The organism is Tardiphaga sp. OK245 (assembly GCF_900108575.1).
Classification (GTDB): Bacteria; Pseudomonadota; Alphaproteobacteria; order Rhizobiales; family Xanthobacteraceae; genus Tardiphaga; species Tardiphaga robiniae.
The window spans coordinates 562,197-586,954 of sequence record NZ_FNWZ01000001.1 but is presented as its reverse complement, the minus strand read 5'-3'; the positions used below and the strand labels follow the sequence as shown (position 1 = coordinate 586,954).

The 24,758-nt window shown below is 62.7% G+C and carries 21 protein-coding genes and 2 riboswitches; of the genes, 11 read left to right on the top strand and 10 right to left on the bottom strand.

The genetic code is table 11. From position 1 onward, the window contains the following. Window positions 1–69: 69 nt before the first annotated feature. Window positions 70–1,350 carry an N-carbamyl-l-glutamate amidohydrolase ErtE gene (gene ertE, locus BLW80_RS02645; RefSeq protein ID WP_244527916.1) on the top strand — a complete coding sequence of 427 codons (1,281 nt, stop codon included), beginning with the start codon at window positions 70–72 and terminating at the stop codon, window positions 1,348–1,350. Here ertE and BLW80_RS02640 read toward each other — a convergent pair. After that, window positions 1,347–3,335, bottom strand: a complete 1,989-nt coding sequence (locus tag BLW80_RS02640; RefSeq protein ID WP_093756706.1) for a putative bifunctional diguanylate cyclase/phosphodiesterase — start codon at window positions 3,333–3,335, stop codon at window positions 1,347–1,349. The genes ertE and BLW80_RS02640 overlap by 4 nt on opposite strands. A gap of 271 nt (window positions 3,336–3,606) precedes the next feature. On the opposite strand from BLW80_RS02640, the gene BLW80_RS02635 reads away from it, so the two are divergent. Further along, window positions 3,607–4,119 carry a tyrosine phosphatase family protein gene (locus BLW80_RS02635; RefSeq protein ID WP_093756705.1) on the top strand — a complete coding sequence of 171 codons (513 nt, stop codon included), beginning with the start codon at window positions 3,607–3,609 and terminating at the stop codon, window positions 4,117–4,119. Here the strand turns inward: BLW80_RS02635 and cobS are convergent. Next, window positions 4,112–4,876: an adenosylcobinamide-GDP ribazoletransferase gene (cobS, locus tag BLW80_RS02630; protein ID WP_093756704.1), complete on the bottom strand. Its 765-nt coding sequence runs from the start codon at window positions 4,874–4,876 to the stop codon at window positions 4,112–4,114. The two genes, BLW80_RS02635 and cobS, sit on opposite strands and share 8 nt — an antisense overlap. Further along, the gene (cobT, locus tag BLW80_RS02625; RefSeq protein ID WP_093756703.1) at window positions 4,877–5,932 is read right to left on the bottom strand and encodes a nicotinate-nucleotide--dimethylbenzimidazole phosphoribosyltransferase; all 1,056 of its coding nucleotides are present in this window, start codon (window positions 5,930–5,932) and stop codon (window positions 4,877–4,879) included. A 99-nt stretch (window positions 5,933–6,031) separates the two neighbouring features. Further along, window positions 6,032–6,222: riboswitch (cobalamin riboswitch) on the top strand. Between the two features lie 109 nt (window positions 6,223–6,331). Between cobT and BLW80_RS02620 the strand changes: the two genes are divergently transcribed. The 6 genes from BLW80_RS02620 (at window position 6,332) to BLW80_RS02595 (ending at window position 14,343) form a co-directional block, all read left to right on the top strand. Beyond that, entirely contained in the window at window positions 6,332–6,781 is a 450-nt protein-coding gene (locus BLW80_RS02620) for a DUF1636 family protein (protein ID WP_093756702.1), read from the top strand. After that, entirely contained in the window at window positions 6,778–7,308 is a 531-nt protein-coding gene (cobU, locus tag BLW80_RS02615) for a bifunctional adenosylcobinamide kinase/adenosylcobinamide-phosphate guanylyltransferase (RefSeq protein ID WP_093756701.1), read from the top strand. Before BLW80_RS02620 ends, cobU begins: the two co-directional genes overlap by 4 nt. Next, on the top strand, window positions 7,309–8,322 hold the full coding sequence (gene cobW, locus BLW80_RS02610) for a cobalamin biosynthesis protein CobW (protein WP_093756700.1): 1,014 nt from the start codon (window positions 7,309–7,311) through the stop codon (window positions 8,320–8,322). Between the two features lie 15 nt (window positions 8,323–8,337). Then, the gene (gene cobN, locus BLW80_RS02605) at window positions 8,338–12,060 is read left to right on the top strand and encodes a cobaltochelatase subunit CobN (protein ID WP_093756699.1); all 3,723 of its coding nucleotides are present in this window, start codon (window positions 8,338–8,340) and stop codon (window positions 12,058–12,060) included. Further along, window positions 12,057–12,683: a cob(I)yrinic acid a,c-diamide adenosyltransferase gene (gene cobO / locus BLW80_RS02600; protein WP_068734347.1), complete on the top strand. Its 627-nt coding sequence runs from the start codon at window positions 12,057–12,059 to the stop codon at window positions 12,681–12,683. Before cobN ends, cobO begins: the two co-directional genes overlap by 4 nt. 172 nt (window positions 12,684–12,855) lie before the next feature. After that, complete coding sequence (locus BLW80_RS02595) at window positions 12,856–14,343, top strand: cobyric acid synthase (RefSeq protein ID WP_093756698.1); 1,488 nt, start codon at window positions 12,856–12,858, stop codon at window positions 14,341–14,343. On the opposite strand, the gene cbiB is transcribed toward BLW80_RS02595, so the two are convergent. Then, complete coding sequence (gene cbiB / locus BLW80_RS02590; protein WP_093756697.1) at window positions 14,316–15,284, bottom strand: adenosylcobinamide-phosphate synthase CbiB; 969 nt, start codon at window positions 15,282–15,284, stop codon at window positions 14,316–14,318. The two genes, BLW80_RS02595 and cbiB, sit on opposite strands and share 28 nt — an antisense overlap. Beyond that, window positions 15,284–16,147: an ABC transporter substrate-binding protein gene (locus BLW80_RS02585; RefSeq protein WP_093757313.1), complete on the bottom strand. Its 864-nt coding sequence runs from the start codon at window positions 16,145–16,147 to the stop codon at window positions 15,284–15,286. Before BLW80_RS02585 ends, cbiB begins: the two co-directional genes overlap by 1 nt. A gap of 9 nt (window positions 16,148–16,156) precedes the next feature. Here BLW80_RS02585 and cobD point away from each other — a divergent pair, with 9 nt between their 5' ends. Next, window positions 16,157–17,143 carry a threonine-phosphate decarboxylase CobD gene (gene cobD, locus BLW80_RS02580; protein ID WP_093756696.1) on the top strand — a complete coding sequence of 329 codons (987 nt, stop codon included), beginning with the start codon at window positions 16,157–16,159 and terminating at the stop codon, window positions 17,141–17,143. 12 nt (window positions 17,144–17,155) lie between these two features. Here cobD and BLW80_RS02575 read toward each other — a convergent pair whose 3' ends face one another. From BLW80_RS02575 to BLW80_RS02555, 5 genes are all read right to left on the bottom strand, one after another. Beyond that, window positions 17,156–17,938 (bottom strand): ABC transporter ATP-binding protein, encoded by a 783-nt coding sequence (locus BLW80_RS02575; protein WP_093756695.1) that lies wholly within the window; start codon window positions 17,936–17,938, stop codon window positions 17,156–17,158. Further along, the gene (locus BLW80_RS02570; RefSeq protein ID WP_093756694.1) at window positions 17,935–18,960 is read right to left on the bottom strand and encodes a FecCD family ABC transporter permease; all 1,026 of its coding nucleotides are present in this window, start codon (window positions 18,958–18,960) and stop codon (window positions 17,935–17,937) included. Before BLW80_RS02570 ends, BLW80_RS02575 begins: the two co-directional genes overlap by 4 nt. After that, on the bottom strand, window positions 18,954–20,930 hold the full coding sequence (locus BLW80_RS02565; protein ID WP_093756693.1) for a TonB-dependent receptor plug domain-containing protein: 1,977 nt from the start codon (window positions 20,928–20,930) through the stop codon (window positions 18,954–18,956). Before BLW80_RS02565 ends, BLW80_RS02570 begins: the two co-directional genes overlap by 7 nt. A 32-nt stretch (window positions 20,931–20,962) precedes the next feature. Further along, a riboswitch (cobalamin riboswitch) is annotated at window positions 20,963–21,166 on the bottom strand. Window positions 21,167–21,212: 46 nt separating this feature from the next. After that, complete coding sequence (locus BLW80_RS02560; RefSeq protein ID WP_093756692.1) at window positions 21,213–22,001, bottom strand: alpha/beta fold hydrolase; 789 nt, start codon at window positions 21,999–22,001, stop codon at window positions 21,213–21,215. 3 nt (window positions 22,002–22,004) lie between these two features. Then, complete coding sequence (locus tag BLW80_RS02555; RefSeq protein ID WP_093756691.1) at window positions 22,005–23,300, bottom strand: O-acetylhomoserine aminocarboxypropyltransferase; 1,296 nt, start codon at window positions 23,298–23,300, stop codon at window positions 22,005–22,007. A 137-nt stretch (window positions 23,301–23,437) separates the two neighbouring features. Between BLW80_RS02555 and BLW80_RS02550 the strand changes: the two genes are divergently transcribed. After that, window positions 23,438–23,680 (top strand): hypothetical protein, encoded by a 243-nt coding sequence (locus BLW80_RS02550; RefSeq protein ID WP_093756690.1) that lies wholly within the window; start codon window positions 23,438–23,440, stop codon window positions 23,678–23,680. Between the two features lie 219 nt (window positions 23,681–23,899). After that, a complete protein-coding gene (locus BLW80_RS30165) occupies window positions 23,900–24,070 on the top strand; it encodes a hypothetical protein (protein WP_170849552.1) in 171 nt (56 codons plus the stop codon). Window positions 24,071–24,758: the final 688 nt, after the last annotated feature.

Genomic DNA, 24,758 nt, shown 5'->3' with positions numbered 1-24,758 from the left:
CGACGTTTCTTGCTTCACGATGGCCAAAGTGTTCAACAATAATCGTGCCGGCGCCAGTGCCGCCAACTCATGAGCCTCATGCCGATCATGCCGACCGACACCAAACCGCCCATCGATCAGAACCGCCTCTGGGACGACCATATGGCGCTGGCCGCCATCACCGATCCCGACAAGCCATGGACGCGGCGATCGTTCTCGCAGCGCTTCCTCGACGGCCGTGCGTGGCTGCATGAGCAATATATCGCCGCCGGCATGACGGTGCGCATGGATGCCGCCGCCAACGTGATCGCACGGCTGGAAGGTAGTGTCGCAGGCCTGCCGCCGATCATGCTCGGCTCGCATTCCGACACGGTGCCGTCCGGCGGCCGCTTCGACGGCATTTCCGGCATCCTGACGGCGCTGGAAGCCGTGCGTGCGCTGCAGGCGTCCGGCTACAAGCCCCGGCATCCGATCGAGATCGTCGATTTCCTCGCCGAGGAGCCCAGCGAATACGGTATGTCCTGCGTCGGCAGCCGCGCCATGGTCGGCGAGCTCGATGCCAGGATGCTGACTTACACCAACGCAGCAGGCGAAACTTTGGCCGATGCCATCAAGCGCGTCGGCGGTGATCCTGCCGCCATCGCCGCGATGCAGAAGCCGGAATTCGTTGGCTATCTCGAATTGCACATCGAGCAGGGCGTGGTGCTGGAAAGCAAGAAGCTCGATCTCGGTCTCGTCACGGGGATCGCCGGCATCACCCGCGTCGAGATCGTGCTGAAGGGCGCCGCGGATCATGCCGGCTCGACGCTGATGGAATATCGCAGGGATGCGAGTCTTCCCGCCGCCGAACTCGTGCTGCTGGTCGCGCAGCAGGCCAATGCCTTTGCCGCGCGCAAACAAGGCCACTTCGTCGCCACCACAGGGATCCTTGAGATCAGTCCGAATGCCGCGAATGTCGTGCCCGGCGGTGCGCGCATGATCCTCGATATTCGCGCAGAGAAGGCCGCGCTGGTCGATGAATTCGTGGCACTGCTCGACCGCGAGAGCCTCGCCATCGCAGGGCGAGCCAAGGTCGAACGCGAACGTTTCGCGTTGATTTCGCAAAATCCTCCCGCGCCTTGCGACGATCACCTGCTCGATGTTCTCGGGCGTAGCGCTGCCAAGCTTGGTTATTCCACGACGCGGCTGGCGTCGGGGGCCGGTCACGACGCGGCTTTCATGTCGCATATCGGCCGCAGCGCGATGCTGTTCATTCCGTCAAAGGACGGCAAGAGCCATTGCCCGGAGGAATGGTCGGAGCCCGACCAACTAGCAGTCGGGGCGGCAACACTGTTCGAGGCGGTGCGGCTACTCGACGGACAGAACGACTAGCTGGCGGTGCGTTCGGCCAGCACGCCGTGTTGAACGGAGGCCAGATAATCGCCGACCTGCTCGATGCCCATGGGCTTGGCGAAGAAGTAGCCCTGCATGAAACGGCAGTTCTCCTTGCGCAGGAAGTCGACCTGTTCGTCGCTCTCGACGCCTTCGACGATGCAGTCGTGACCGAGGCCGTTGCACAGTCCGAGCATGGTGCACAGGATCAGGCGCGCAGCAGAATCCGTCTCGATCTTGCTGATGAAGCTGCGATCGATCTTGACCTTGTCCAGCGGCAATTCGCGGATGCAGCTTAGGCTCGAATAGCCGGTGCCGAAATCGTCCAGCGAGATGCGGGCGCCCAGAGCCTTCAGAGCATTCAGCGCTTCGGTCGCTTGTGCGAGATTGCCCATCACGGCCGTCTCGGTAATCTCGAAGTCGATGCGGCTGGCCTTCACCTTGCTTTGCTGGACAACAGCAATGATCTTGAGGATCGACAGGGGAGAGGCGACGTCCACCGCAGAGAGGTTGAACGAAATCCGGACATGCTCCGGCCATGTCGCTGCACCTTCAAGGGCCTTGCGCAGCAGCAACGGTGTCAACTGGCCGATCATGCCTGAGCGCTCGGCGGCGACAATGAAGCTCATCGGTGGAACATTGCCGAGCTCCGGGCTCTTCCAGCGCGCCAGGGCTTCGAAGCTCGCAGGCTGTTGTGTTTCTGCGTCGATGATCGGCTGGTAGGCGATCCACAATTCCCGTTCGAGGTCGGCACTGGCCAGGGCCCGACTCACAGAGGAGGCTTCGCGGATATCGGCTTCGTGTTCTGCTGAAAACCGGACGGCCTTGCCACGCTTGTGCTGCTTGGCAAAGAACAGCGCATAATCGGCGCGCTCGAACAGATCCTGCGCGGTCCTGGCTGTGTCCGGAAATTCCGCATATCCGATCGAGCAGCTGATGCTGACTGTAATGTCATCAATCTCGAACGGGATGTCGAACAGGTTCTCGATGCTCTCTTCCGCCTCAACAATTGCATCCGGGTCGAGCAATTGGTCGCTGAACATGACGAATTCGTCGCCGCCCAGTCTGCCCAGAAACACGTGAGGGGCGAGATGTGCGCGCAGTCTGTCTGCGACTTCGACCAGCAAGCGATCACCCGTGTGGTGCCCATGGATGTCGTTGATCGGCTTGAAGCCATCAAGATCCAGGATGCCGAGCAGCAGGCCGCCGCTACTGTGCTCAGTGTTGACAATGCCGCGCTCAAGCTCGGCAAAGAAGTTCCGGCGATTGGGGAGACCGGTGAGGCTGTCGATATTCGAATTCCGGAAATTCTTGTCGCTCAGCACCTGCAGCTCAGCCTGCTTGATACGCAGCGCCTTCTCCGAGTTCACCCGCTTCTCGAAATCGGAGTAATTGCCGAGCAGCATAAAGAGAACGGCCCCGATGACCACGACGAAGTTGAAGGCGATGGAGACGAAGACGACATTGTCGCTGGAGCCGAAAAAGAACGCGAAGGGCACGACAACCAGCGCCATCACGATCAGCGCTGCCGCGCGCAGATGCATGAGGCAGAAGCCGCAGCCAATCGATGTGACGGCCATAAAGAACGCAACGTGGCTTTTGCTATAGGCGTCGCCATAGGGAAACAGGCTGAGGCTCCAGGCAGTGAACGCGACGCCGAGAATGCCTGCAAAGATGATCGAGCCGGTGAGCTTCTCGACGGCCTGGTTGAGTGACAGGGTGGTGTTCCGCGCTCTCAACCAGCTCAGTATCCGGATCACACAGATTGCATCGAATGCAGCAGGGAGATAGACGGTAAGCAGATGTGGCGCAGTACCATAAAAGGTGATTGCAAGTGCCGTCGTGTTGACGACCACCAGCGCATACATCATCGGCACCTGACGGGTGAAGGCAGCGAGTTTCGCTTCCACCAGTTCGGGGTTTTCGCGCGGCACGCGGAAGATCGTTCCGATTTGTGATGCCGCCATTTCGAAGTAGTTCAGCATCGTACCGTCCTGGACTCTGCACTGGTAAGTTAGATACCTATCGCAACTTCTTTAAGATTGGCCTGCCTCGGTTGTCTAAAGTTCGAGCGAGTAACCGATTGTTCTAACTGGTGTATTTTCTTCTGTTTGCGATGGTGCAGGTGCGAAAAGGTCGGAGGTGGTATCAAGAAACCGACCTTGCATCAGCGACATCGCAGCGGCATGAGGTTGAAGAAGGTCCATTCGCCGTGGGTGAGAGGAAGGACATAACAACAGCGAGCAGGGTGTTCGAATGATCTATGTGAGCTCGCTCGGAGGCCTTGCTGCTGTGGCAGACTCGCTGCCGGCCTTCGATCTGCTGACCCTTCTGTCGCCCACAACGAGTGAGCGCGACTGGAGCGGGTTGGCGCGTGAGCGTCATGTGGAACTGACTTTTCACGATATCGTCGAGGTGACGCCGGACCTGATCGCGCCAGATGCCGACGTCATGGGTGCCATTCTTCAATTCGGCCGCGGCAGCATCGCTGACCGCCCGATGCTCATTCACTGCTGGGCCGGTATCAGCCGTTCCAGCGCCGCCGCTTACGCCATCGCCTGCGATCGCAATCCTGGCTATGAGGCGGTGATCGCCGATGAACTACGCAAACGTTCACCTTATGTGACGCCGAACAAATTGATGGTGCAATTGGCCGACGAACAGCTTGGCCGCGACGGCCGCATGGTCGAAGCCATCGCACGCATCGGCCGCGGTGCGGACGCTTTTGAAGGTGAGCCTTATCGATTGCCGCTTAACTGGCCTATCTGATCAGGGCCGCAACGCCGAGAAGAAATCCGATCTCGAAGAGTTGCTCGACGGCACCGAGCACGTCGCCGGTGTAACCACCGATCAGACGACGCGACCAGAGTGCGAGCAGTGCGGCGAGCGCTGCGCCGAGCAGAAGACCCGCAAAAAGCGATGCGACCGAGACGAGCGCAAGCGGGATTGCTGCAAGCACAACCACACCAAGTGCAAACAACGATTCCTCAAATCGCACCGGCGCCTCGGCGTAAGTGACCTTCATCGCACTGGTATCGCCGCTATAGGGCAGGCGGTTCATCACGAAGGCCGGCATGGCGCGTGCGGTGGCATGGACAGCGAGGAGTGATGCCGCACCTGCCCACAGCGGCAATATGGCGAGCGCCGCGATACGCAGCGCCGTGCCCAGGCAAAGTGCGAGCGCCCCGTAGGTGCCGATGCGGCTGTCCTTCATGATCGCGAGGCGCTTTTCGATCGTCCAGCCTCCGCCGAAACTGTCGGCCGTATCGGCAAGGCCGTCCTCATGTAGCGCGCTGGTGATAACGATGCTTGTTGTAATCGCCAGCAAAGCCGCGATCAGCGGTGACCAGAATTCGCTGGCAACGAGAAACACAACCGCGGAGGCGGCGCCAATGCCGACACCGACGATCGGAAAATACTTCATTGCACGCGCAAGCCAGTCAACATCCTGCGCGTCGCCAGTTGCCGGTACCGGCAGCACCGTCAGGAAACGGATCGCATTCAAAAGATGCGGATCCAGCCTCATCTAGATATTTCCGGCCAGCACGTCGTCGAGGCTGGCGACGTCGGTCAGCATGCGCACGGCAGCACGGACCAGCGGCACCGCAAGCAGCGCGCCGGTGCCTTCACCGAGCCGCAAGCCGAGATCGAGTAGCGGCTGGGCATCGAGCGCATTGAGCACCATGTCGTGGCCGCGTTCAGCCGAACGATGTGCGAAGACGCAGTAGCCGCGTGCAGCCGGACACAGACGAACGGCGAGCAGTGCCGCGGCGCTGGAGATGAAGCCGTCGATGATCACCGGCCGCCGTTGCGAAGCTGCGCCGAGGATCGCTCCGGCCATGCCTGCGATTTCCAATCCGCCGAATTGGGCCAGCACATCCAGTGGCGCAGTTGCGTCGCTGCGCGCTGCCGCCTTCGTGATCGCCGCGCGCTTGCGCGCCATGCCGGCATCATCCTGCCCGGCGCCAACGCCGATACAATCATCCAGGGGTGCCGGTGCGAGTCGATGAACCACCAGTGCCGATGAGGCCGTGTTGCCAATTCCCATCTCGCCGAGCGCGATGATGTCTGCGCCGGCCTTGATCTCACCGACGGCGATTCTGAAGCCGCGCGTCAGCGCATCGGCCGCGTGCTCTGCCGTCATCGCTGGCTCGCGCGCGGCATTCGCCGTACCCATGCGGACCTTGGCGTCGATCAGCTTCGGATGGAGAGGCAGTTCCGCAGCGACGCCGATGTCGATCACGCGCACACCGATGTCATTGGCCGCGGCGAAAGCATTGGCCGTGGCGCGGCCGGCCAGATAGGTCATCACCATCGCGACCGTGACCGCCGACGGATATTGCGACACGCCTTCGGCCACCAGTCCGTGATCCCCCGCGAACACCAGCAGCACGGCATTGTCACCGCGCGGTTCGCCTGGATGCCGGATCATGCCGAGTTGCAATGCCAGCTCCTCGATTCGACCGAGCGATCCCAGCGGCTTGGCCTTGCAGTCGATGGCGGCGCGGATTCCTGCCGCGATCTGCGGGTCAACAGGCGCAATGGCGGGCGGTTGCCACAAGGGCTGGGAATGGGCGGACATAGGGTTCCTTTTCGCGGCCTAACTGACGCAAGACGACCTGCAAGGTCAACAGGTCCGGGCTACAGTCCGTCGGCGCGGTTGACCCCGGCGCACCCGGCAGATAGCGTCTTTTGCGATGGTCCTTCCGCGTGGAAGGTGAATAGGGAAGCCGGTTTGAGGCCGGCGCTGCCCCCGCAACTGTAAGCGACGAGCCCGCGCCGGTGCCACTGGGAATTCTTCAGAATTCTTGGGAAGGCGGCAACAGGCTGTGACTCGCAAGCCAGGAGACCTGCCATCACGAACTGTGCTTTGGAGGCGTCGTCGGGGCGGGGTGCACCGGACGGGAGCGAACCGACGGCAATGCTGTCGGCGCGATCCAACAAAGCTCGTAAGCCCGTGAGGGCGTGAACTGAGCATGTGATGGATCACGACAGCGCCGATATCTCTGGCGAACAAATTTCGGTCGAACCGCCGCGCCCCGTGCCCGCTGGTCCCGTTGTCGTGAGTGTGTGCATCAGCTGCAAGGCCGCCGAAACTGGCACGATCGTCGGGCCGGACATGTTCGATGCGGTGAAGGCCGCCCTCGGCGATGGCGATGGCGCCGTGATGGTGCGTCCGGTGCAGTGCCTCAGCGTCTGCAAGCGACCGGCGACCGTCGCGGTGACGAGCCCTGATGGCTACACGTTCTTGTTCGGCGATCTGCAGACCGATAGCGGCAGCGCGGCGCTGGTGTCTTTCGTGGAGTCCTATCAGAAGGCCGATTACGGTCTGGTGCCATGGCGCGAGCGCGCCGAGGTGCTGCGCAAGGGCATGGTCGCGCGCGTGCCGCCGATGCGTTGGTCGCCTGAAGATGGGCGTGCGCCGAAATGACCGCGACCTCTACCACGTTGGTGCTGGGCGGTGCGCGCTCGGGCAAGTCGTCCTTCGCCGAAAAGCTGGTCGATGGCATCGGCCTGACGAAAATCTATCTGGCCACTGCGACGGCCGGTGACGACGAGATGCATGCCCGCATCGCGCAGCATCGCAAGCAGCGCGGCGAAGGCTGGATCACTGTGGAAGAGCCGCTGGCGCTTGTCGATGCGCTGACGCGCGAGGCCACGGTCGGGCGCGTCGTGCTGGTGGATTGCCTGACACTGTGGCTGTCGAACCTGATGTTTGCCGAGCGCGATCCAGAGATTGAAGCGAAGCGCCTGGTGCGCTTCCTCGATGTCTCGCGCTATCCGATCGTGTTCGTGTCCAACGAAGTCGGCCTCGGCCTCGTGCCGGAGACACCGCTCGGCCGCGCGTTTCGCGATGCGCAGGGCCTCCTCAACCAGATCATCGCGGCCGCCGTGCCGAATGTTGCGTTCATTGCCGCCGGGCTTCCGCTCTGGCTCAAGCGTTCCCAGGAGAATTGAATGTCCCGCGTTCCCGTCACCGTCCTCACCGGATTTCTCGGCGCCGGCAAGACCACGCTGCTGCGCTCGCTGCTGACCCAGGCCGATGGCCGCCGCATCGCCGTGATCGTCAATGAGTTCGGCGATGCCGGTTTCGATGGCGGTCTGGTCGAGGAATGCGCGGCAAAGGCCTGTGCGCCCGGCGATATCGTCGAGCTTACCAATGGCTGCATCTGCTGCACCGTGGCCGATGATTTCGTGCCGACCATGGACAAGCTGCTGTCGCGCGAGCGTCCACTCGATGCCATCGTCATCGAGACCTCCGGCCTCGCGCTGCCGCAGCCGCTGTTGAAGGCCTTTGCCTGGCCGGCGGTGAAGACTCGCGCCACTGTCGATGGCGTCGTCACTGTCGTCGACGCACTGGCGCTCTCTGAAGGCCGTGTCACGCTGGACGAAGACGCTGTTGCCGAACAGCGCGCCAAGGACGAAGGCATCGAACACGACGACCCCATCGAGGAAGTGTTCGAGGACCAGCTCGCTTGCGCTGATCTGGTGGTTTTGTCGAAAAGCGATCTCGTCGCTCCGGAAAAACTCGCCGAGATCGAGACCAAGCTCAAAGCCGTGCTGCGTCCCGGCGTGAGCATCGTGCGCTCCAAGGGCGATCTCGCGCCATCGGTGCTGATCGGCCTCAATGCCGCCGCCGAGGACGACATGGCCGCTCGTGTCGGCCATCACGGCGAGGAAGAAGAACACGACCATGACGATTTCGACAGCATCGTCGTCAAACCCACCGCTGCTGCGAGCATCGACGCGATGCGTGCGCGCATCAGCGACGCGCTTGGCCTCGATGGCGTGCTGCGCGTGAAGGGTCATGCACGCATTACGGACAAGCCCGCGCCGATCGTGGTGCAGGCCGTCGGCGCTCGCGTTGAACTCGCCTTCGCCCGGCCGGACGTGATGCAGGCCGAGCATCTGGTGGTCATCGGCCTCAAGGGATTCGACGGCGACGCCGTGCGAAAGGCACTCGCCGGGTAACGCAGGTTCACCCGCATGCATCTGAAGCTCGATACCTCCGGCAGCATTGACGACGGTGACGTCGCCCGCGATCTCGGGCAGGACACCGCCGATATCGTCGTGCTGTCGGCGGCTGACAGCGATCTGGCGGCGTTCAATGCGGCGCATGCGACACTGCCGGGCGATTTCCCCAGCGTGCGGTTCACCAACATGCTGGCGCTCGGTCATCCCGCGTCGGTCGATCTCTATGTCGAGCGCACGCTGGCTGAGGCGAAGATCGTGGTGCTGCGCATGCTCGGCGGCATCAGCTATTGGCCCCATGGTGTGGAGAGTCTGCGCAGCGACGCGCTGAGCCGCGGTAGCAAGTTCGCCTGCCTGCCCGGCGAGATGGATTGGAATGCCGAACTGGCCGCCCGCGGCACGGTCAGCAGCGACGACACCCATGCACTGTGGCGCTATTGCAGCGAGGGCGGCGTCGACAACGCGCAGCTGGCACTGCGCTATGCCGCGCATCTGATCGGTCACGGAGAGCAACCTCCCGCCGCGCGGCCGATGCCGTCGGCCGGGTTCTGGCCGAGTGAACCGACACCAGATGATCGGCCCAATGCCATCGTGATCTTCTATCGTGCGCTGGTCGCAGGTGGGGACACCGCCGCGATCGATGCGGTACGTCTGTCTTTGAGCGCGCGGGGTCTCAATGCCGTTTGCCTCTATGTTACCAGCCTGAAAGATGAGCGCTCCGCCGCATTCCTGCGCGCCGCGCTTGCGGCCTATCCGCCCGATATCATCATCAACGCCACGGCCTTCGCCACAGCGACCGCGCATGACGATGCCGGCGTGTTGTCAGCGTCAGGTTGCCCGATCCTGCAGGTGGCGCAAGCAGGTATCTCGCGGGCCAGCTGGGAAGCCTCTACTCGCGGCCTGACGCCGCGCGATCTGGCGATGCATTTGGTGTTGCCGGAAGTCGATGGCCGCATCTTCGCCAATGCCATCGCCTTCAAGGAACGTGGCGCCAGCGACGGCGGCTTTGCGCCGACAACATTGCAGCCGGTGCAGGATCGGATTGATGCCACCGCTGATCTGGCGCGCGCCTGGGTGCGCTTGCGCCGCGCTGCGGCGTGCGAACGACGCGTCGCGCTGATTCTGGCCAATTATCCCAATCGCGATGGACGCCTTGCCAATGGCGTCGGCCTCGATACGCCGCAGAGCCTGATCGATGTGATCGCCGCGATGCGCGAAGCCGGCTACGGCACTGGTGACGCGCCTGACACGACGACCGCCATGATGCAGCTGTTGCAACAGGGTCCAACGAATGCGCTTGCCGGTCGCGCCGAGCGAAGCGGTGGCATGACGTGGCCGCTGGCTGAGTATCACGCGGCCTTTGCGACGCTGCCGACCAATGTGCGGCTGGCTATTGAGTCACGCTGGGGCAAGGCTGAGAGCGATCCGCATGTCGTCGATGGCGCCTTCCGCCTTGGCCTGCATCGTTTCGGCAACATCACCGTCGGCGTGCAGCCGGCACGCGGTTACAATATCGATCCCAAGAGCACCTATCACGATCCCGATCTGGTGCCGCCGCATCACTATCTCGCCTTTTATCTCTGGCTGCGCCGCGGCTTTGATACCCATGCGGTGGTGCATCTCGGCAAACACGGCAATCTCGAATGGTTGCCGGGGAAAAGCGCCGGTCTGTCAGCCGATTGTCTGCCCGATGCCGTACTCGGTCCGCTACCGCATCTCTATCCGTTCATCGTCAACGATCCCGGCGAGGGCATTCAGGCCAAGCGCCGCACCTCCGCCGTGATCATCGATCACCTGACACCACCGATGACGCGGGCCGAATTGCACGACGATCTGGCGCGGCTGGAGAATTTGGTCGACGAATATGCCATGGCGACCGATCTCGATCCCAAGCGCGCTGCCGTGATCGCCGAAGACATCCTGTCGCTCGCCCGCGCGCAGCAGATCGATGCCGACGTCAATGTCACCCGCGACACGCCCACGGGCGAGGCGCTGCGCGCGCTCGACGCCCATCTGTGCGATCTCAAGGAAATGCAGATCCGCGACGGATTGCACATATTTGGCCGCGTGCCCGAGGACGCGCAGCGCAATGATCTCCTTGTATCCATCGCGCGCCTGCCGCGCTCGGACATCAAGCCGCAGGATGCGTCACTGCATCGCGCATTGGCTGCCGATCTCGGTCTTGGCACGTTCGACCCGCTCACCCGTGATATGGCCGATGACTATCTCGGCCCGCGCCCCGGCGTTCTTGCCGATGTCAGCGATGCAGTGTGGCGCACCACAGGTGATACCGTCGAACGGATCGAAGGGATGGCGCTGCAACTTGTCTCCGGCAAGCTGCACTGCGATCCCGCCTGGACGCGCACTGCCGAAGTGCTCGGCTGGATCACTACGACATTGGGACCCGCCATCGATGCCTGCGGGGACGCGGAGACGGCCGCATTCCTCAAAGGCCTCGACGGTCAGTTCGTGCGGCCCGGTCCATCTGGCGCGCCGACGCGTGGACGCCCCGATGTGCTGCCGACCGGACGTAACTTCTTCGCCGTCGATGTCCGCGCGGTGCCGACGCCATCAGCCTGGCGCATCGGACAGCTGGCGGCCGAACGGCTGGTCGAGAGCTATTGGCAGGAGGCCGGCGAATGGCCGCGGGCAATCGCGCTATCGGCCTGGGGCACGGCCAATATGCGCACCGGCGGCGACGATGTCGCGCAGGCGCTTGCGCTGATCGGCGCGCGGCCGTTGTGGGAGGAAACCTCGGGCCGCGTCACGGGCTTTGCGATCACGCCACTGTCGGAACTGAAGCGCCCACGCGTGGATGTGACCTTCCGTGTCTCCGGCCTGTTCCGCGATGCATTCCCGACCCAGATGGACATCATCGGCTCCGCCGTGAGCGCCGTGGCCGAACTCGACGAACCCGACGACGCCAATCCCATTGCGGCCAATGTCCGCGCGCGTGCCCGTACGCTAGAAGCTGGTGGCATGACCTGCGAGATTGCGCGGCGGCAGGCGACGCGCCGTGTGTTCGGCTCCAAGCCTGGCGCTTATGGTGCGGGCCTGCAGGCGCTGATGGATGAGGGTGGCTGGAGTAATCGTGCCGACATTTCCGAGGTCTATCTCGATTGGGGCGGCTATGCCTATGGCGGTGGAACCGATGGCGAGGACGCGCGAGGCGAATTCGCAGAACGGCTGAGGGGCGTCGATCTCGTCGCGCAGGCGCAGGACAATCGCGAGCACGACATTCTGGATTCCGACGACTATTACCAGTTCATCGGCGGCCTCGCGGCGACGGTGCAGACGCTGCGTGGCTCGGCGCCGCGCATCGCCCATATCGATACGTCGCGCCCCGAAGCGCCGATTGCCCGGCCGCTGGCGCATGAGATCTCGCGGGTGGTGCGCGGCCGCGGCGCCAATCCGAAATGGATCGCCGGCGTGATGCGCCATGGCTACAAAGGTGCGTTCGAGATCGCGGCCACGGTTGATTATCTGTTCGGTTTCGCGGCCTCCACCAATGCGGTCGCCAATCACCATTTCGATCAGTTGTTCGCCTCCTATTTGGAAAATGACGAAGTTCGCGGCTTTATGGCATCTGCCAATCCCGCGGCGTTGCGTGAGACGGCGGCGCGCTTTGCCGAAGCCATTCGCCGGGATCTGTGGACACCGCGTTCCAATCGCGCTGCCGATCTGATTGCCGAACTTCTGCCGCAGGCACACAAAGAGATCGCAAAGGAAATCGCATGACCGAACTCGCCCACGACGATGAAGAAAATGCCCGCCACAAGATCAAGGCGGCCAAGCACAAGGCCGCCAAGGACAAAATCATGGCGACCAAGGTCGGCGAGAAAGGCCTGTTGATCGTCCATACCGGCACCGGCAAGGGCAAGACCTCGGCAGCGCTGGGCATGGTGTTCCGCCATATCGGTCACGGCTATCCGGTCGGTATCGTCCAATTCACCAAGTCGCCGGAATGGGACACCGGCGAAGCGCGGTTGCTGAAGACCTTCCCGGATCTCGTCACGCTGCACATTATGGGAGAGGGCTTCACCTGGATCACGCAGGACCGCGAACGCGACATTGCTGCCGCGACCGCGGGCTGGGAGCGCGCCAAGGAAATGATCCGCGATGATCGCCATCGTCTGGTGCTGCTCGATGAACTCAACATCGTGTTGCGCTACGACTATCTCGACCTCAATGAAGTCCTGACCTTCCTGCGCGACGAGAAGCCGGCCGACAAGCACGTGGTCATCACCGGCCGGAACGCCAAGCCCGAGCTGATCGAGATGGCCGATCTGGTCACCGAGATGACGCTGATCAAGCATCCGTTCCGCGCAGGCATCAAGGGCCAGAAGGGCATCGAGTTTTGAACCTTGAGCACGCAGGACCTCTCCATCTGTCATCCCCGCGAAGGCGGGGATCCATAGCCCCTGTCGGAGCAATGGAAACGGCAGAGCAGTTGCTGCGGAGATCACTTATCTCTGATGTGTTTATGGATCCCCGCCTTCGCGGGGATGACATGCTGAGAGGCTGGAGCGCAGCATGAACCTCACCACGCCCGCGTTGATGATCCAGGCGACCGGCTCTAATGCCGGGAAGTCGACGATCGTCGCTGGCCTCGCGCGGGCACTGGTGCGGCGTGGCTTGAAGGTGGCACCGTTCAAGCCGCAGAACATGTCGAACAATGCTGCTGTCGCGGTCGATGGTGGCGAGATCGGCCGCGCGCAGGCGGTGCAGGCGCGGGCGGCGAAGCTGCCGCCAAGTGTCCACATGAACCCGGTGCTGCTGAAGCCGGAGACGGACACCGGCGCCCAGGTGATTGTGCAGGGCAAGCGCTGGGGCACGCTGCGGGCGAAGAACTATCTGGAGAAGAAGGCCGCATTGCTGCCCGCCGTGCTCGAAAGTTTTTCGCTGCTCGCCGATCAGGCGGACATCGTTCTCATCGAGGGCGCCGGCAGCCCGGCCGAGATCAATCTGCGCGCCGGCGACATCGCCAATATGGGCTTTGCTGCCGCGGCCAACATTCCCGTGGTGCTCGCTGGCGATATCGATCGCGGCGGCGTCATTGCGAGTCTCGCCGGCACGCATCTGGTGCTGGAGGCGGAGGAGCGTGCGCGCATCCACGGCTTCATCGTCAACAAGTTTCGCGGCGATCCCAGCCTGTTCGATAACGGCCTCACCGCGATCACGCGGTTGACCGGCTGGCCACCCATCGGCGTGTTGCCATGGCTGCCGCAGGCTGCGTTCCTGCCGGCCGAAGACGCCGTCGATCTCGACCGCACTCACGCCTCGTCATCGACCCGCATCATCGCGGTGCCGGTGCTGGCGCGGATCGCCAATTTCGACGATCTCGATCCGCTGGGCATGGAGCCCGGCGTGAAGCTTGTCTTCATCAGGCCGGGCGAAGCCATTCCGGGCAATGCCGACGTGATCATCATTCCCGGCAGTAAATCTACCATCGGCGATCTCGCCTTCCTGCGTGCGCAGGGCTGGGACATCGACATCAAGGCGCATGTGCGCCGCGGTGGTCATGTGCTCGGCCTGTGCGGAGGCTACCAGATGCTCGGCCGTACGATCGCCGATCCCGATGGCGTCGATGGTTCACCAGGCACTGTGGAAGGGCTCGGCCTGCTCGATATAGCGACGCTGATGAGCGCGGATAAATCCACGACGCTAGTCACCGGTACGCATTGTGCGACTGGCGCCGCCATCGAAGGCTATGAGATTCATCTCGGTCGCAGCGAGGGTGACGACTGCGCGCGGCCGCTCGTGATGATCGATGGACGACCTGATGGTGCTGCGTCCGTCGATGGACGCGTGCAGGGCACTTATGTCCATGGCCTGTTCACCGGCGATACCTTCCGCAAGGCATGGCTGGCCAATCTCGGCATTGCCTCGTCTCTGGCCTATGATGCGCAGATCGAAGCCGCGCTCGATGCGCTGGCTGATCATTGCGAAAAACATCTGGATATCGATCGGCTGATCGAGATCGCCCGCAGCCGTCAGAGCAGCAGCGCCAGCGCAGCATAGATTGCGGCTTGCAAGACGCAGGCTGCGACGAACACGCGAAGTGCCCGGCCGATGTCGTCAGACGCTGAGGTTCGGCCTTCGGCATTGAGATAGGGATCGTTGACGGCGCCCTCGGCATAGACGCGCGGTCCAGCGATCGCGATTCCGAGCGCGCCAGCCATGGCGCTTTCCGGCCAGCCGGCATTGGGCGAGCGATGCTTTCCGGCGTCGCGCAACATGATCTTCAATGACGCGATGATTGATCCGCGTGCGACCGGCGCAGCGAGCGCGACCAATACTCCCGACAAGCGCGCCGGGATCAGATTGACGAGATCGTCGAGTCGGGCGGTCGCCCAGCCGAAATCCTGATACCGCACGCTGCGATGACCGATCATGGAGTCGGCCGTGTTGATGGCCTTGTAGGCGATCAGGCCAGGCAATCCGAGCAATGCCAGCCAGAACACCGGCGCGACGATGCCGTCGGAAAAATTTTCTGCGGTGGATTCGATCGCCGCGCGCGCCACACCGGCTTCGTCGAGTTGTTCAGGATCGCGGCCGACGATCATCGCAACGGCCTGTCGCGCCGCCGGCAATCCAGCCTCAGTGAAAGCGCGGTGCACGCGGGCCACATGCTGATACAGGCTGCGTTGGGCGATCAGCGTCGAGGCAATCAGGGCTTCGATTGCAAAGCCGATCCAGTTGTCGTTGAGGAGATCGGCAAGCAGTCCGCCGACAAGTATTGCGACACTGACCAGCGCGATGACGGTGACGACACCGGCGAGCTTGCGTTGCCGACGCGACCAGCTCTCGAGGTTGAGTCGGTGTTCCAGCCAGCCGATGCCGTTGCCGATCCAGACCACGGGATGCGGCGCGCGTCGCCACAGCCAGTCGGGATCGCCGATCACGACATCGAGCAGCAGCGCCGCGACCACCAGCAGGAGCGCGTCGCCATGCACCAGCATCAGGGCGCCACGCGGCTGATTTCGGTGGTCAGTCGATCGAGCGCCTCGACCATGGTCGGACCGCCGCAGGCGGTGAGGCGCTCGGGCAGCACCAGTCGCTTCGATGCCGGATAGAATGTCTCCAGTGCGGGATGCAGCAGGAAGGCGCGGCCTTCGTCTTCGGCGAAATCGGTATTGTCGGTGACCAGCAGCAGATCTGGCCTCAGCGTGACGATCGCCTCCAAGGAGGCGAAGCCGCCAGCCTTGAGGCCGAGCTCGCCGCCGGCATTGCGCAGCCCGACCGCTGATAGCAACGACGTGGTCAGATTTTCGCCGCCGGACACCCAGCCGCGCCGCGACACCGCCAGCACGCGCAACGGCTTGCGCTGTACGGCGGCATGGGCCTGCGCGATAGCAGTATCGAGCTTCACGATCTCGGCTTCAGCACGCTCCGGATGCTTGACCAACGCGCCCATCTGGCGGAGCTGTTTCTTGACGTCGTCGAGCGAGCGGGCGGGATCGAATTCGATGACCTTCAACCCCTTGTCCTTCAGGAGTTCGCGGGTCGCGCGCTTGGTGAAGCGGCCGGCAACGACGACATCCGGCTTTAGCGCCAGCACATCCTCGGCCTCACCGGACAGCAGGCGGAATAGTTTCGCCTTGTCCTTGTCCCAGGAGCGGAACGGATCGCGCGCATAGGGGCTGAGACCCAGAATTTGCTCGGGATCGGCGAGGGTGACGAGCAGTTGATCGGTGCACAGATTGATCGAGGCGAAGCGCGGCAGATCGGCCGCACTGGCCTGCAGCGGCACGCATGCGAGCAGTGCGAGTGTCGCAGCCGCGAGCGGCCAAAGCCTCTCGCGCTTTGCCCGATATGATGGCATGACACAGGCATGAAACATGGTGGCGATCTCACGCAGGCGATGGCGGAATTCGGCGGCGCGCCGGACCAATGGCTCGATCTCTCGACCGGGATCAATCCATGGCCGTGGCCCATTCCTGCCAACCTGCCGAGCCATCTTTGGGAACGCCTGCCGACGCGCGCCGACGAACAGTCGCTGCTGTCTGCCGCGCGCAGCGCTTACCACGTGCCCGATAACGTCGATGTCGTTGCCGCTGCCGGTACGCAGGCTCTGATCCAGTGGCTGCCGCATCTCGCCGCGCCTGGAGCCGTTGCCGTCGTTGGGCCGACCTATAACGAGCATGTCGCGGCTTGGCGTGCCGGCGGACATGAGGTTGGCGTGATCGGCAGCCTCAGCGCATTGCCTGATCATGCCAAGCATGTGGTGATCGTCAATCCCAACAATCCTGACGGGCGTATCGCCATGCGCGACGAGCTCGCCGATGTTGCGGCGATCTTGCAACGGCGCGGCGGCTGGCTGGTGATCGATGAGGCCTTCGCCGATGTCGATCCTGCGATCAGCGCTGTCGGCCTGTGCGCGACACTGCCGATTGTTATTCTGCGCTCCTTCGGAAAATTCTACGGTCTCGCGGGCCTGCGTCTCGGCTTTGCGCTCGCTGCTCCACTGATCGCGCAGCGTATCGCAGCGGCGGTTGGTCCATGGGCGTGTTCCGGCCCGGCACAGGTCATCGGCGCCGCCGCATTGCGCGACGAAGGCTGGACTACGCAAACCCGCGTCGCGCTGGTCGCGCAGGGCATCAAGCTGGACAATGTGTTGACCGATGCCGGCTTCGAGATTGTCGGCGGCACGCCGCTGTACAGGCTGGCGCGACATGCCGACGCCTTGAAATTGCATATCGCATTGGCCCGGCAGCAGATCTGGTGTCGCCACTTCGACTGGAGCCATGAGCTGCTGCGGTTCGGCCTGCCGCCCGATGCGGCTGCTCTGAACCGGCTTGCTGCTGCGCTGGCGAAATAGCCGCCACATCGCTCAGACTCCCGCCCAAGGCAGGATAATCGTTTCGTTTCGGTGTTCGGCGCGATAGGTGCTGATGCGGAACACATTGGCGACGATGTCATCGGACAGCGCCTGTTGCGGCGCGCCTTGGGCCGCGAGGCGTCCGTCGGACATCACCAGCACCGTATCGGCAAAGCGTGCTGCGAGGCCGAGATCGTGCGTCACCACGATCACCAGCACGCCGCTGTTCGCGACATTGCGCAGATTTGTCATGACATCGATCTGGTAGCGCGGATCGAGCGATGCGGTCGGCTCATCCGCCAGCACGATCGGGGCCTCGACAGCGAGGACGCGGGCCAATGCGACGCGGCTGCGCTCGCCACCCGAAAGCTCAGTCACGCGGCGATCGGCAAAGGCGACGATGTCGGTGGCCCGCATCGCGCGTTCGACCGCAGCCTTGTCCGACGATGTCAGCCGCGCCGGATCGGTCGCGCCATGCGGATAGCGGCCGAGGGCGACGACGTCCTTCACGTCGAGCGGCCAATGCACGACATGGCCTTGCGGCAGATAACCGAAGCGCTTTGCGCGCTCGCGGAGCGACAAGGACGCCAATGTGTCGCCGGCGACATGGATCGCGCCGGTGGACGATTGCAAGCCTGCCAATGCGCGCAGCAGCGTTGTCTTGCCGGCGCCGTTCGGGCCAACCAAAGCGACGAGGTGCTGTCGGTGTAGCGAGAGCGAGACATCGTGCAGTACCTCGCGCCCGGAGAGCGTGACGCTCAGATTGCTCGCGGTCAGCAGCGCCTGATCGCTCACGCCACGCCTCCGCCTAGTGCGCGCCGCTCGCGCATGATGAGATAGAGAAAGAACGGCACGCCGATGATCGATGTCAGGACGCCGACCTTGATGTCTGTGGTCGACGGGATGATGCGCACGGCGATATCCGCGGCCAGCAACAGCGCCGAGCCGGTCAGGGCGCTCGGAATCAGCAATCGTGCGGGATCGTGACCGATGATCGGGCGCATCAGATGCGGTGCGATGAGGCCGATGAAGCCGATAGTGCCGGTGACTGCGACGGCGCCGCCAACGCCGAGTGCGACGCCAAGGATCACCAGCAGGCGCAGGCGGCTCACATGGACACCGAGGCTCTGTGCGGTCTCTTCGCCGAGGCTCAATGCACGAAAGGCCGAGCGCTGGCTCATCAAAATGATTGCGCCGGCGACAATGAATGGTAGCGCCAACGTGACGTGACGGAAGCTGCGGTCTTCCAGTGAACCGAGCAGCCAGAATGCAATTTCGAGCGCGGCGAAAGGATTGGGCGACAGGTTCATCACCAGCGCCGTCGCGGCACCCGCAAGACTGGAGATCGCGAGACCGGCGAGGATCAGCAACAGCAGACCCGCATTGCGACCGGCGATGCCGAGCAGCACGAAGACCGACAGGAACGCCATCATGATGCCGGCAACAGGCAGCGCCCATGAGCGAACATCGGCCCAGCCGAGCGAGATCATCAGCACCGCGCCGAAGGCCGCCGATTGCGGCGCGCCGAACAGCGACGGCGAGGCGAGGGGATTGCGCAGCAAGCCCTGTAGCGCGGCACCGGACAGGCCGAGAATCGCGCCGATGGCCAGTGCGAGGATCGCGCGCGGCAAGCGGATTTCGCGCACGATGATCTGCTGCACGTCGCTGCCGCCGCCGAACAGTGCATCGAGCACCGTCAGCGGCGAGAGTTTGACAGGTCCCGTGCCGAGCGAGCCCAGTGCCAGCAGTGTCACGAGACCGACGAGCGCCAGTGTGGCGATCGTCCGGCGGCGTGCTGCTGGCGCTGCGGTCACCATGTGGCGTTGAAGCCTGCGTAGGCCGCAGGTCCCGTGGTGCCGAAGTTCAGCACTTCCTGATAGTGCTCATTCAGGATGTTCTCGCCGCGGGCGAAGACCTTCCAGTTGGCGTCGATCTTGTACTCGGTATAGAGATCGACGCGGGTATAGGCATCCACCTGACCGACTTGATTGGCGCTGCTGAAGCGCTTCGACACGGTCGTGACGCGCGGCTCGATCATCCACTTGTCGGTGGGCGTGATCGTGAGTGCGAAGCGGGCGAAGTTCTTGGGACGACGTGCCAGCACTGTATCATTGCCGAGATCTTGTGCGTGCAGATAGGTGTAGGCCGCGTTGAACTTCATCAGGCCGGGAATTACGTCCACATTGGCGCCAACTTCGAGACCGCTGGTTTCGGCGCGTGCGACGTTGTTATAGCAACCCGTCTTCTGGTCAGCGGCGCATGCACTAGGTGTAAACGATACAAAGTTGATCAGATTGCTGTAGTCGGTTGCGAAGCCTGTGACCGATACTACCACGCGACCGTTGAACAGGCTCTGATCGATACCAGCATCGTAGCCAAAGTTCGTTTCGGGGGAAAGCGATGGGGTGCCGTTGGCCTGTGAATAGAGCTGGAACAGCGTTGGTGCCTTGGCGCCTGTTCCGGCGCTGGCGTGAAATTTGGTCCCGGTCTCCGTGATGTTATAGGCGGCAGTCGCGCGCCACGTCTCGAAGCGAGCGACATCGACGACGTCATCTACACGGCCGCCGAGGGTGATGTTAAGCCGCTCTCCTATCGGGACTGACCACAACGCGAACACCGAATTTGTGTCCTGCCGTTTCGACAATGTGGAGGTCATTGCAGTCGGTGTCGGAAGGATGCCCGTGGTGAAAGTCTGTGCCGTTTCGCTCTGGGTCTTGGCACCGTAGATCAGGGAGCCGAAAGCGCCAAGTTTCAGCGTCGCTTGGTATTCTGCGCCGAGACTGTTGCCCCAGTAATCCAAGATCCTTGCGGTCGCGCCCGGCGGCGGCCGCATACTGAGTGGATAGCTGAGTTCGTTGAACGAGCGCTCGGTATGGGTATTCGAGACAGTTATGTTGTGCGTCAACACCCCACCGAACGAGTCGATCCCAACGCGGCCGTAGACGGTTTGCAGCAGGCGGTCAGTGGACGATCCTGTATCTGGATATGTACCGCTGGCCGCATCGTAGGCTGCGCGCGTGAACGAATGGACGATGCCGGATTCCAGCCGGATGCCTTCGCCTGCATCGTAGCCGATGCGCGCCGAGCCGCCGACGCGATCGAAGCTGTCGTTTTCGAGATTCGGAAAACGTGCTTCGAGGGCAGGGATACGATAACCGTAACGCGAGAAACCGTTCGAATGCTGACCGCCACCTGTGAAAGCGTAGGACCACGGACCGTTGGTGCCGGTCAGCGATCCCTGCGTCATGACAGTGCCATAGCTGCCGGCTTCGGTGCGCACGTTAACTTGCGCAGGGCCCGAGCCCTTCTTGGTAATGATATTGATCACGCCGCCCATGGCGTCTGAGCCATAGAGCGCGCTCTGCGGGCCCTTCAGGACTTCGATGCGCTCCATCGCCGAAGGCGTGAACATGGCGAATTCGAAGTCGCCCGATGCGGCGGTGGGATCGTTGACGCGGATGCCGTCGATCATCACCAGCGTCTGGCCGGTGTTGCCGCCGCGCAAGCGCACATTCGCGGTGCCGCCAGGGCCGCCGTTTTCACTGATGTCGAGACCTGGCACAGTGCGCAGCGCATCGACCAGCGAGCCGGGATTGCTGGTCGCAATGGTCTCGCCCGACACGACGCTGATCGAACTGCCAGTGCGATTGAGCTGTTCGGGTGCTCTGTCCGCCGTCACCACGATTTCGGAGAGCTGCTCGGCACTGGACTGCGCATGCGCAGCACTATGAGAGCAGGACAGAACAACAACGGCCGCAGTGCCTGCGGCCAAATTCCGGATAGTCATATAACCCCTTCCGTCGACCCACCGTCGAACGAGTGTGAAACTCGTTACCGGCCGGTCTCCTGGCTCGCGGTGGTCTCCCGGTCCGCCTTCCCGAATCTGCGATGCAAATTCAGTGGCTTTGTGGACCTGGAATGGCCGCTTACAGTTGCGGGGGCAGCCGCGGCATAGGGGACATTTCCCCGCACCGCATTCCCGTTTCACCTCCTTGCGGAGGCACCGATAACACCGGACAGGAAGCACAGCGCGCCGCGCGGTGCAACAGTCATCGAAGACTTCTAGACTCTATTGCTCGTGCTGTAGCGCGGCGAGCACGTCGTCGGGACGTTCGACCATCATCATGTGGCCCGTACCCGGCAGAATCACCGTGCGGGCGTTTTTCAATGCGGCGGCCAGGGTCTTGCCGGCCTTGGCAGGAGTCATCATGTCCCGTTCGCCGAGGATGAGCGTGACCGGGATTTCAAGCTGGCCCGCAGCGGTCAGCGCATTCTGGTATGTATTGCAGGCGTTGAGATCGGCGAACAACACGCCCGGCTTTGTGGCTTCGAGCACGCGCTGTGCACCGCTATGCATCCACAACCCCGGCGCGAGGCTGCCGCCGAGTTCGGCGCGAAAGCCGAGCCCCCAGATCGACACCATGTCGATGGCGGAATGCTGATTGGCTTCGGCGTCCTTGAGCAGATCCGGGCCGACGGTCATCGTTCCTGCCGTGCCCATCAGATCGAGGCGCGTGACTTTACCGGGATGCCGCGCTGCAGCCTCCAGCGCGATCAGCGAGCCCATGGAATGGCCGATCAGTCGCGCAGTCTTTGCGCCTGCAGCCTCGATCAATGCTGCGGTCCAGTCTGCGAGATCGGCGATGGTCGTGAGCGCTTCACCCTTTGAGCGACCATGGCCGGGCAGATCCGGCGCCAGCACGGCGAAGCCATGATGCGCGAACCAGCGCGTATGCAGCGCCCAGGTCGAGTGATCGAAGCCGGCGCCGTGGATCATCACGACCACCGGCAGGGAAGGATCGAACGTGCGGCCGCCATTCGCGATATAGGTCTCGTGACCGTTGACGGTGAGTTGCATCGCTCAGCCCTTCTGCGAGATGCGCAGCGCCTGCGCGAGGTCATCGATGATGTCATCGGCGGCTTCGATGCCGATGGAAAGACGGATCAGCTCCTCGCCGATACCGGCGGCCTTGAGTTGCTCGGCGTCCATCTGCTGATGCGTGGTGCTTCCGGGATGAATGACCAGTGTTTTGGCGTCGCCGACATTGGCGAGATGGCTGGTGAGTTTTAGCGCTTCGATGAATTTGCGGCCGGCATTGCGGCCGCCCTTGATACCAAACGAGACGATGGAGCCGGCGCCGCGCGGCAGCAAGCGTTTTGCGAGTTCGTAATCCGGATGGCTCTCCAGCGACGGATGCAGCACCCAGTCGACGGCCTTGTTGGCCGTGAGCGCTGCGAGCACCGCATGTGTATTGGCCATATGGCGCTCCATGCGAATGCCCAGTGTCTCGACGCCTTGCAGAAGCTGGAACGCATTGGTCGGCGAGAGACAGGCGCCGAAATCGCGCAATCCTTCCGTGCGGGCGCGCATGATGAAGGCGGCAGTGCCGAATTGCTCGTCGAAAACGATGCCGTGATAGCCGGCATAGGGTTCGGTGAGTTGCGGGAATTTGCCGGAGGCGTGCCAGTCGAAGCGGCCGCCATCGACGATCACGCCGCCGATAGCGATGCCGTGGCCGCCGATCCATTTGGTGGCGGAGTTCATCACGATGTCGGCGCCGAGCTCGATCGGCCGCGACAGGAATGGCGTCGCGAAAGTATTGTCGATCAGCAGCGGAATCTTTGCGGCATGGGCGATGTCGGCGACGGCGGGAATGTCGAGCACTTCGAGGCCGGGATTGCCGATGGTTTCGCCGATCACCAGTTTGGTGTTCGGCTTGATCGCCGCCTTGAAGGCGTCGAGATCGCGCGGCTTGACGAAACTCGTGGTGATACCGAAGCGCGGCAGCGTGTGGGCCAGCAAGTTGATGGTGCCGCCATAGAGCGAGGACGACGCCACGATGTGATCGCCGGCATTGAGCAGTGTGGCGATGGCGAGATGCAGCGCTGCCATGCCTGATGCGGTGCACACGGCGCCGACCCCGTTCTCGAGTGCGGCGAGGCGCTCTTCCAGCACCGCCGTCGTCGGATTTGAAATGCGCGTATAGATGTGGCCGGCACGTTCGAGATTGAACAGCGCAGCAGCGTGATCCGAATCCTGAAACACGTAGGACGTGGTCTGGTAGATCGGCACGGCGCGCGCGCCGGTGATTGCGTCCGGATGCTGGCCGGCATGCAGACTCAGCGTTTCAAAAGCAGGCGGTTTGGGTGCTGGCATGGTGATTTCATCCCTGGACGCATTTTGCGCCATCTATGGCACGAATCGGATGCGAGTGTGAGTCGGCGATATTTCAACTGATGGAACGAAATGCGGAGCGGCGACTTATACGAGGTCGATCACGCGGGAGAGTTATCATGAAGAAATTGCTGCTGTGCACTGCGGTTGCCGGTCTCGCGTTTTCATCGGTTGCGGCCGAGGCGAAAGGCTGTATCAAAGGCGCGATCATTGGCGGAATCGCCGGCCACTATGCAGGACATGGCAAGGTCGGCGTCGTTGCGGGGTGCGTGATCGGACGCCACGAGGCCAACAAGGCCGATGCGGAACGGCCGCAGAAGGCGCAGCATCCACAGCCGCCGAACGAGAATGGTCGCATCTAGATCGGCGTTGGTCTCAACGCTGGACGATGTTGCTAAAATTTGATGGACTAGACCGGTTCAGTAGAGCCTCACCCTCATCAGGTTGGGGTTCTTTTCGTCTCTGTACGATACCGGACGAGATTGGGCGTAGACGTGGTGCTGCATCGGGATGTGTTTTGGCTCGGCAAGCAATGGGCCGTGACTGGCTATGGAATTCAGGCTGTCAGCCAGAAGCACAATATGAAGTTCGATATCGAGGTGTCGCAGATCTGGAACGAGGATCTGGATGCGTTGATGCGCGATGAGCCGTGGTTCGATGCGCAGGATTTTGCACAGGCCGTGGATCGCGCGAGGCAGCGTGCGATGGAATCACCGCTGACGTTCAAGCCACCGCTGAGTGATGAACGATAGCGGCAGCGCATCATTGCAGGATTCAAATTTCAAACAGCCACTGTCCTGAAAACATGCGTTCGCATTCTCGCGGCGCTTGCGCGTCCGAGCTATGAGCATTCCCACCTCGCCCCCTATGAGAGGGCGTGCGGAACGCCGGGTGCCCGTTGCACCCTTGGGCCTGATGCGAATGCGGTCTTCCGCAAGTTAGTGCATCAGGACTTTCGGAAGGCGCGGGGCAAAGATAGTGCCCGGCGTTCCGCATACGGTGTTTTTTCGGCTTGTCTGCGCTTCGCCGTGGCGATCGATCCGTTGCCACTATTAGTGTCCACGAAGGGACAGGGGGCCTCAGACAGTTGGCCGGACGCGTTTCGATTTGGTCGTCCATTACACTGTCCAGGGAGTCTTTCCATCTCAAACCCGGCCGTCTCCATGCCAGTGGCAGTGCTGGCGCAGATCCGTCCTGCCCGAAGACAGACGTCACCCCCAAACCGCGTAACGCCGCATCTCCGGCGTCCACCGCATCCAGCCCGGCGAACGTGACGATCGCGCTCGCCCCTCTCATCGGGGCCGGACAAAGGGGAATATAGTCCATGTAGGGATGTTGTCAATGGAAGATAGGAAAATATGTTTGACGTCTTCCTGCCCCCACACTCGTCATTCCCCGGCAAACCAATTGGTTTGCCTGAGGGCGTGGCCGGCGTAAGCC